The sequence below is a fragment of the Streptomyces sp. NPDC127197 genome (assembly GCF_042672405.1).
GTDB lineage: Bacteria > Actinomycetota > Actinomycetes > Streptomycetales > Streptomycetaceae > Streptomyces > Streptomyces flavusporus.
The window spans coordinates 1-4,034 of record NZ_JBHXVG010000106.1; the positions used below are offsets into that span (position 1 = coordinate 1).

General features: G+C 68.2%; 3 protein-coding genes and 1 pseudogene. All 4 read left to right on the plus strand.

The window, feature by feature from the left end:
- Positions 1 to 860 (plus strand): xanthine dehydrogenase family protein molybdopterin-binding subunit (locus ACFVJQ_RS45485; RefSeq protein ID WP_385791846.1); only part of this gene is annotated, 860 nt, incomplete at its 5' end.
- Positions 861 to 957: 97 nt separating this feature from the next.
- Entirely contained in the window at positions 958 to 2,157 is a 1,200-nt protein-coding gene (locus ACFVJQ_RS45490; protein ID WP_385791848.1) for an XdhC family protein, read from the plus strand.
- 304 nt (positions 2,158 to 2,461) lie between these two features.
- On the plus strand, positions 2,462 to 3,910 hold the full coding sequence (locus ACFVJQ_RS45495) for an aldehyde dehydrogenase family protein (protein ID WP_385791850.1): 1,449 nt from the start codon (positions 2,462 to 2,464) through the stop codon (positions 3,908 to 3,910).
- A gap of 30 nt (positions 3,911 to 3,940) precedes the next feature.
- A pseudogene (locus ACFVJQ_RS45500) lies at positions 3,941 to 4,034 on the plus strand (catalase); the annotation flags it as partial.

The following is a 4,034-nucleotide window of genomic DNA, read 5'->3' on the forward strand; positions in this document are numbered from 1 at the left end:
GCTCGGCATACGTGCGCAGCGCCGCCACCGACATCGGAACCGGCACCTACACGGTCATGACCCAGCTGGCGGCCGAGCTCCTCGGCGTCGACGTCGCCCGGGTGCGGTTCGACCTCGGCGACTCCGACATGCCCTACGCCCCCCAGGCCGGCGGCTCCGGCCTCACCGGCGCCCTCGGCAACGCCGTGCACGCGGCCTGCCGGCGCCTGCTGCGGGAGTTCCTCGACGTCGTGCGCGACGACACCGCCTCCCCGCTGCACGGCGCCGCGCCCGACGACGTGACCGTCACCGACGGGCGCATCCACCGCATCGGAGATCCCGCACAGGGTGAGACCTACACGCAGATCCTCACCCGTCACGGCCTCGAGGAGCTCAGCGCCGACGGCAGGAGCACTCCCCCGCAGTCCGAGGAGCTGGGGATGGCGCTCTCCGGCGCCTTCGGAGCCAAGTTCGTCGAGGTGCGCCTCGACCCGGAACTGGGCCTGCTGCGGGTGGCACGGGTGGTCTCCGCGATCGACGGCGGGCGCATCCTCAACGAGAAGACCGCCACCAGCCAGATCATCGGCGGCACGGTCGGCGGCATCAGCCAGGCGATGTTCGAGGAGACGGCCACCGACCAGGTCACCGGGCGCATCGCCAACGCCACCTTCGGGGACTACCTGATGCCGGTGAACGCCGACATTCCCGACATGGAGGTGCTCTTCGTCGGCGGACCCGACCGGGCAACCGCGGTGGGGACCAAGGGAGTCGGCGAAGTCGGCCTGGTCGGGCTGGCCGCGGCCATCGGCAACGCCGTCTTCCACGCCACCGGCCGCCGCATCCGCTCCCTCCCGATCACCATCGACCGACTCATGCTCTGAGAGACCGGCTCCGCAGCCGATGAGCCGCGGAGCCGTCCTCGTCGCCGGCGCCACCGTCCGGCGCCGTATCGCACCGCCGTAGTCCGGGGAGAAACCCATGCTGGACATCGCACGAGAGCTGTGCCAGTTGCTTGAGCAAGGCCGTGACTTCGCCGTCGCCACCGTGGTCGCGGTCAGCGGCAGCGCACCCCGTGCGCCTGGCGCTGCCCTTGCCGTGGACGGCGATGGCACGGCCGTCGGCTCGGTCTCCGGCGGTTGTGTGGAAGGCGCGGTGTACGACCTGTGTCAGCAGGCGCTGAAAGACGGTGAGACCGTCCTGCAGCAGTTCGGGTACAGCGACGAGGACGCCTTCGCCGTCGGCCTCACGTGTGGCGGGGTCATCGACATCCTGGTCACGCCGGTCCGTGCCGGTGATCCGGACCGGGATGTCTTCGCTGCCGCGTTGTCCGCCGCACGCTCACAGGAGACGGTTGCGCTGGCTCGTGTTGTCGACGGGCCGGCCGAACGGCTCGGTCGCGCGCTGGCAGTCCACTCCGACGGGGCGTATGAGGGCACGCTGGGTGACGAGCCGCAGCTGGATCGCACCGCAGCAGCCAGGGCTCGAGCAATGCTGGAACTCGGGCGCACCGGGACAGTCGTGATCGGTGAGGAGGGGTCCTACTGCGGTCGTCCGCTGACACTGCTGGTCGAATCCAGTGTCCCGGCCCCCCGCTTGATCGTCTTCGGAGCGATCGACTTCGCGGCAGCTCTGGTACGGCTCGGCAAATTCCTCGGCTACCACGTAACCGTCTGCGACGCCCGACCGGTATTCGCGACCGAGGCGCGTTTCCCGGAGGCGGACGAAGTGGTCGTCGACTGGCCTCACCGCTACCTGGCAGCCACTCGGCTCGACAACCGAACGGTGCTGTGTGTGCTCACGCACGATGCCAAGTTCGACATGCCGCTCCTGCAACGAGCGCTGAAGCTGCCGGTTGCTTATGTCGGGGCCATGGGGTCTCGGCGCACCCACGAGGACCGCATACAGCGCCTGCGCGCAGCAGGGGTAACCGATCACCAGCTGGCCCGGTTGCGTTCACCGATCGGCCTTGACCTCGGCGCGGGCACGCCCGAGGAGACGGCCCTGTCGATCGTTGCCGAGATCGTCGCCGATCGACAGGGCGGCTCAGGCCTACCACTGGCCAGTACACGCACTCCCATTCACCATGACACGGCTTCCCTCTCCGGGTGCGCCGTGCGAGAGCAGCCAATGCCGACTGCCGCTCCTCGTCTTCTCGACGACAGCGCATCCGTCAGATGACCCACCCACACCAGCACTGCGCAATGCACAGAAGGAACGCCCGTTCGATGCCTGGCTCCGGTGGACGGCTGATGTGACACCGAGGCCGGCAGGCGGCCACGAAGCTCTCCCCGGCTGCTCGGAAGCGGTCTGCGCGTGCCTGGTACTGGCTTTCCTAGGGACGGCTTCCCAGGAAAAGATCTCCCTGTATGCCAGGTCTCTCCGTCACGACGATGGATTCCGCAAGGAGCCTTCGTACACGAAAGGCCGCCTCCGCCACATGGTCGTCTGTGTGGCGAAGAACTGCGCATCCAACGGAGACACCATGCGTGAGTACACCGAGCTGTACATCGACGGCGCCTGGCGCGAGCCCCTCGACGGAACGGTCATCGATTTGACCGACCCTGCCACCGGCGAGGTGTCCGGACGGGTGGCACTCGGTGGCGAGGCCGACGTCGACCTGGCGGTTGCCGCGGCCAGCCGCGCATTCCCCGCATTCTCGCGGACCACCCGCCAGGAGCGCATAGATCTGCTGGATCGGATCGCCGACGAGTACGAGCAGCGCGCCGAGGACATGGCCCAGGCTGTCACCGCAGAGCTGGGCTGTCCGCTGCCGCTGTCCCGCTCCAGGCACGTTGCCGCCGGAATCATCCAGTTCCGGGCAGCCGCCCAGGTACTCAAGACGTTTGCGTTTACCGAAGAGCGCAGCACCACCCACGTCCGCAAGGAACCCATCGGCGTGGCCGCTCTGATCACTCCTTGGAACTTCCCCGCCCTCCAGCCGGCCGGCAAGACCGCCTCGGCGCTCGCGGCGGGCTGCACCGTCGTCCTCAAGCCGGCCCAGCTGGCCCCGTACTCGGCTGTCGTCCTGGCCGAGATCCTGGAGGCCGCCGGAGTCCCCGCAGGCGTCTTCAACCTCGTCATCGGTCGCGGCTCGATGATCGGAAATGCACTCGCGTCGCACCCCGACGTCGCCCTGGTGTCCTTCACCGGCTCGGGTGAGACCGCGCTCCAGGTGAATGCCGCTGCCGGCCGGAGCGCCAAGCGCGTGGCCACCGAACTCGGCGGCAGGTCTCCGCAGGTGATCATGCCCGATGCGGACATGGACGTCGCGGCGGGCACAGCGCTCACCTGGCTGGTGGCCAACACCGGCCAGATCTGCAGTGCGCCGAGCCGGACCCTGGTGCCGCGCGAGCGGCTGGAGGAGTTCCTGTCCGTGCTGCTCCCGCGGATCGAGTCCATCAGGATCGGCGACCCGCGCGCAGACGACATCGACATGGGCCCGCTGATCTCCGCCGAGCAGTGGCAGACCGTCCAGCACTACATCCAGGCCGGCCTGGATGAGGGAGCCCACCTGGTCACCGGTGGCCTCGGCAAGCCGCATGGCCTGGAGCAGGGGCACTTCGTCAAGCCCACTCTCTTCACCGGGGTCACCAACGACATGACCATCGCCCAGGAAGAGATCCTCGGGCCGGTGATGTCGATCATTACCTACGACACGGTGGATGAGGCTGTCGAGATCGCCAACGACATCCGGTACGGCCTTGCCGGTTACGTCACCGGCAGCGATCCGGCGGACGCCGCGGACGTCGGTTCCCGTATCGAAGCCGGCTACGTGATCGTCAACAACGCCGATTTCGACTGGACCGCTCCCTTGGGCGGCTGCAAGGAGTCCGGCAACGGCCGCGAATGGGGCCCCGACGGCATGCAGGAATACCTGGAGACCAAGGTCGTGCTGGGGCCGCTGCCGACCGACGCGGGATCCCATCGGTAAATGGCAAGACTGAGATGGCAACACTGATGGGACGCCGTCCGTGACCCGCGTGGCTTCGCGCTGAAGTTCTACACCGAGGAGGGCAACTACGACCTCGTCGGCAACAACACCCCGGTGTTCTTCA